At 35.3% G+C, this 4,606-nt stretch carries 3 protein-coding genes; all 3 read right to left on the bottom strand.

The genetic code is table 11. From position 1 onward, the window contains the following. Window positions 1-68 precede the first annotated feature (68 nt). Complete coding sequence (locus V7183_RS19180) at window positions 69-2,051, bottom strand: methyl-accepting chemotaxis protein (RefSeq protein WP_335360490.1); 1,983 nt, start codon at window positions 2,049-2,051, stop codon at window positions 69-71. 241 nt (window positions 2,052-2,292) lie between these two features. Further along, window positions 2,293-3,855 carry a flotillin family protein gene (locus tag V7183_RS19175; protein WP_097896606.1) on the bottom strand — a complete coding sequence of 521 codons (1,563 nt, stop codon included), beginning with the start codon at window positions 3,853-3,855 and terminating at the stop codon, window positions 2,293-2,295. 12 nt (window positions 3,856-3,867) lie between these two features. Beyond that, window positions 3,868-4,416 carry an NfeD family protein gene (locus V7183_RS19170; protein WP_097896607.1) on the bottom strand — a complete coding sequence of 183 codons (549 nt, stop codon included), beginning with the start codon at window positions 4,414-4,416 and terminating at the stop codon, window positions 3,868-3,870. Between the last annotated feature and the right edge of the window lie 190 nt (window positions 4,417-4,606).

Raw genomic sequence — 4,606 nt, 5'->3', positions numbered from 1 at the left:
ATGGCCAGATGCTCTCCCCTACCTAAAAAGAGGGGTTTTTGATGTATATATAGAATATAAAAATCTTTTTACACTTTAAATTTCCCAATCATTCCTTGTAACTCTTCAGCCATTTGTGATAAATGAACTGCCGCTGAATTAATTTCTTCCACGGAAGCCAATTGTTCTTCAGAAGAACCAACAATATTTTGTACACTTGCCGCATTTTCTTCGACTGTTGCTGCAATTTCATTAATGGATGCACTTACTTGTTTTGCATCTACTGTCATACGTTTTGCTATATCTACCATATTATCTATTTGTAAAACTGTATCATTTGTAGAACGTAATATTTCTGCAAAGCTTTGTTTTGTCTCGTTAGCAACTACAAGCCCTGACTGTACTTCTTTTCCCACTTGATTCATAGAATTTACGGTTTGTTTTATATCGGACTGTATTTCCGATACTAGCTTTCCGATTTCTGTAGAAGATTGTCCTGATTGTTCCGCTAACTTCCGCACCTCATCTGCTACAATTGCAAAACCTCTTCCATGCTCACCAGCTCTTGCTGCCTCGATTGCTGCATTTAATGCTAATAAATTTGTCTGCTCCGCAATGTGTTGGATTACCTCAAGAATTTCTCCAATTTGTTTCGACTTATCATCTAATAAAGCAATGACTGTATCTGAATGCGAAACAGATTGATGAATTAATTGCATTTGATTAACTGTTTGTTCTACTAATTTCCCGCCATCTTCAGCTTTTTGCTTTGTATATACAGATGCATTTGATACTAATGAAGAACTATCTGCAACACGTTGGATTCCTTCTGTAACTTCTTCTAATAAATTTGCTCCCTCTTCAACTTCTCGATTTTGTATTTCTGCACCACTTGATACTTGCTCCATAGCTTGTGTAATTTGTCCTGTCGCTTCACTTGCTTGTTTTACACTAGCTGTCAATTCTTCTGAAGAAGCCGCTACATAGCCTGCTGACTTATTAATCTGAGAAATCACAGTATGTAAAGATGTCGACATTTCATTAAAGCTTAGCCCTAATTGTCCAATTTCATCTTTCGAATAAATAGCAATTGATTCTGTTAAATCCCCTTCACTAATTTTCTTTGATGACATAACAAGTTCTTTTAACGGTGTAATAATAGAGGCGATAATGAAATAAATTAACACTCCACCAATTAATAATGAAATACCTATTACAGTCAATGTTTTATAAAGAATAGGCTCAGCTGCCTGAATGACTTCTTTTGAAGGCATAAACCCTACTATTTTCCATCCTGTTTTCTTATTTGTCTTAAATATTACATTTTGGTCTTTACCATCTAGAGAATACTGAAAATCTCCTGTCTCTTTTTGATAAAGTTCTTTCGCCAATGAATCTTCCAGTTTCTCACCTGGTTTTTTAGACGGATGTGCGACTATATTCTTGTTTTGGTCAAAAATTGCTACATATCCTTCTTTTCCGATGTTAACCATTTTGGAAGTAGTCACAATTCCATTAATGATTAAATCAATACCAATTACACCGCTTTTATCTTCATTTTGCTTCGCAATTGTTACAACTACATTCCCTGTCGTATTTGATGTATAAGGAGCCGTTACAATCACTTCTCCACTCTTTTTCACTGCTTCTTTATACCAATCCCTTTCTGTAGGATTGTATCCTTCTGGCATTTGAACATTTGGTGATTGAATAAATTGTCCGTTGCTAGAACCACTATAGATTGCTTCCACTCCTGGGTGTACCTTATTGTATTCTTCTAATTTATTTTGAACATTTTGAAGCTGATCTTCTTGATAACTTGCTTGTGTAAATAGCTTTGCATAATACGTCGCATCTACATACTTATTTTCTATGTCTTTATTTACCACATTATCTAAAATCTTTATATTATCTTTTGCTGCTTGTAAAATTGCTTCATTAAAATTTGTTTTTGCTTGTTGATAAGACGTCCAGCCAATTACAACACTTGGAAGAATTAAAATAATAATAAACGATACAAGTAATTTTGCTTTTAAAGGTACTCCCCTTAGTCCCTTTGTCCCTTGAAACATATCTCTTTCCCCTTTATACGTTTTTGTTTAAACCGCAAAACTTTTAACATTTTTATCCTTTTATATAAATCTTATAATGTAAATAAAAATATTATCCTATAGACACATGAAATAATTCATATATATCTTTAATTCTATATAAATTAAATAATTAAAACAACATATAAGCATGTGTATTATTAAAATTTTTTAAGTAGCAGCAAAAAGCCTCTGATCATATGATCAGAGGCTTTACTCAACACTATTCTTGATGCTCTTTATTCTGTTCTTCTACCACTTGCACTACAGGCTTTTCGCTAACCGCCTGCTGCACTGCACCTTTTCCAGCAAAACTTTCTAATAGCTCTTTCAAATCAATACCAGAAGAAGCTTTTAATGTTTCCTGCATCGTTGCCATTAAGTCAGTCGCATATCCTGCCACTTTTCCAGCACCGCTGTTTTTTCCACCGCCGCCTGTATCAACAACAGTAATTTTATCAATGTTGCTAAGTGGACTTGCAATTTCCTTCGCATAGTTTGGAAGCATTTTAAGGACCATATCCATAATTGCTGCTTGCCCATATAATTCAAATGCTTCGGCAATTTTTTGTTTCGCTTCTGCTTCTGCTAAACCTTTTAACCTAATAACATCCGCTTCTGCTGTACCTTGTGCTTTTTGAACTTCAGCTTTAGCTTGCCCTTGTGCTTTTTCAATTTCAGCTTTTGCTAAACCTTCTACACGCACTTCTTCTGCACGCGCTTTTGCCTCTGCCTCGATTTTATATTGCTCTGCATCTGCTTTTTTCATTTGTTTTACTTTTTCTGCTTCCGCTGATTGTTCAACTGCATAACGATCTGCATCTGCTTTTTTCTTTACTTCCGCGTCATATTGTTTTTCACGACGCGCAATTTCTTTTTCTTCTAATTCAATTTGTTTTTCACGCTCAATGATTTTAACGCGCATCTGTTCTTCCGTTACATTTTGTTGTGCTTTTGCTTGTTGTAATTCATACGAAAGATCTGCATCGGCACGAGCTTGTTCTTGCTCCCGCTTATATGATTGTACTTTTAATTCCTTATGCTTTTCAGCTTCTGCAATTTGTGCATCACGTTGATATTCAGCTGCTTTCGCTTCTTTCTCTGCACGCGCTTTTTCAATACGTGCCTCTTTTTCACGCTCTGCATTTGCTATCTGTGCATCACGTTTTACAGTTGCAATTTGTGGCTGGCCAAGTGCATCTAAATAGCCGTTTTTGTCCATTATTTCTTTAATTGTAAAGGAAACAATGCGAAGACCCATCTTTTTCAAATCAGTCGAAGCTACTTCATGCACCTTTTGCGCGAATTGCTCTCTATTACTATAAGCATCTTCTACTGTCATTGAAGATAAAATGGCACGTAAATGCCCTTCTAATACCTCTTTCGCTTCTACTTTTAACTCTTCTGTTTCTTTCCCTAAATATTGTTCAGCTGCTGTAGATACTTCTTCAATTGTTGATCCTACTTTAATAATGGAAACGCCGTTTACTGTAACAGGTACCCCTTGCTTTGTATACGTATCACGTGTTCCAACTTCTAATTTATAGTTTAATAAACTAAGAGGTTCTGCTCGTTGCATAATTGGTACAACAAAAGTACCACCACCACGAATGATCTTAATCTTCTTTCCATCATCTGTTGTTACAACATTCTTTCCACCGCCGAGCCAGTTCCCTGTTACAATGAGTGCTTCATCTGGACCAACTGTACGATATTTTGTGATGAACACCAAAATAAGTAAAAGTAAAATTGCGAGTAAGACACCACCGATAATTAATGGAATCATTCAAATTCCCCCTTATAACTTTGGTTTTTTTAAAGAATAAGCGATGTTTTGTACAAGCAAAACACCATCTTGAACTTCCTCAATAATGACTTCGGTTCCTTGCAAAATCTCTTTCTTGCCAATTGTCTTAGCTGGTATCGCATTGCTTCCAAATTGTGACGAAATTAATACTTCTCCAAAACCTTCTTTCGGGATTGTAATAATTACTTCCCCTCGACATCCAACAAACTCATCCATACGTTGTACTGTATTTTGCTCAGCCTCTGCAATTGGTTTTAAAATTAATATTTTCATCGCAAAAACTCCAAGAAAAGATACACAAAATGCAAGACTAAAAATAACGATACTATTTAAAGAAAATAAATACTCGCCTATATAACTAAAACCACAGAGCATAGCAAAGAAGCTGAGTAGTAACGTTACAATAGATGTGGATCCACCCCCGAAGCTAAATATTGATTCAAATATATCCCCAAAAAAGATATAGAGAACGGTAAGTATAGTGGCAACAATAAATCCATATAAATAAATTGTCTCAAGCGGATAACCAAACACTATCATTTCTTATCCCCCTTTCTTAAACAATCCCTTTCTGTTATGTGTATGCCTCACCTCTTCTAAAGATTATTTATCTCAATTTTCAGTCACTTGTTTTTTAAAGAAAAACCTGTACGACAGGTTTCCTAAAAAAGAACAGGAGGAGCCTATAGTGACAGGCTCCTCCTAGAAAATAACTGATATATTGTATATC

It is taken from the genome of Bacillus sp. JJ1127 (genome assembly GCF_036965845.1).
Classification (GTDB): Bacteria; Bacillota; Bacilli; order Bacillales; family Bacillaceae_G; genus Bacillus_A.
This window is presented reverse-complemented; position numbering and strand designations above follow the sequence as displayed.

Coding starts and splice junctions, on each gene's coding strand:
- V7183_RS19180 (WP_335360490.1), bottom strand. CDS start 2,051: ATGTTTCAAGGGACAAAGGGACTAAGGGGAGTACCTTTAAAAGCAAAA.
- V7183_RS19175 (WP_097896606.1), bottom strand. CDS start 3,855: ATGATTCCATTAATTATCGGTGGTGTCTTACTCGCAATTTTACTTTTA.
- V7183_RS19170 (WP_097896607.1), bottom strand. CDS start 4,416: ATGATAGTGTTTGGTTATCCGCTTGAGACAATTTATTTATATGGATTT.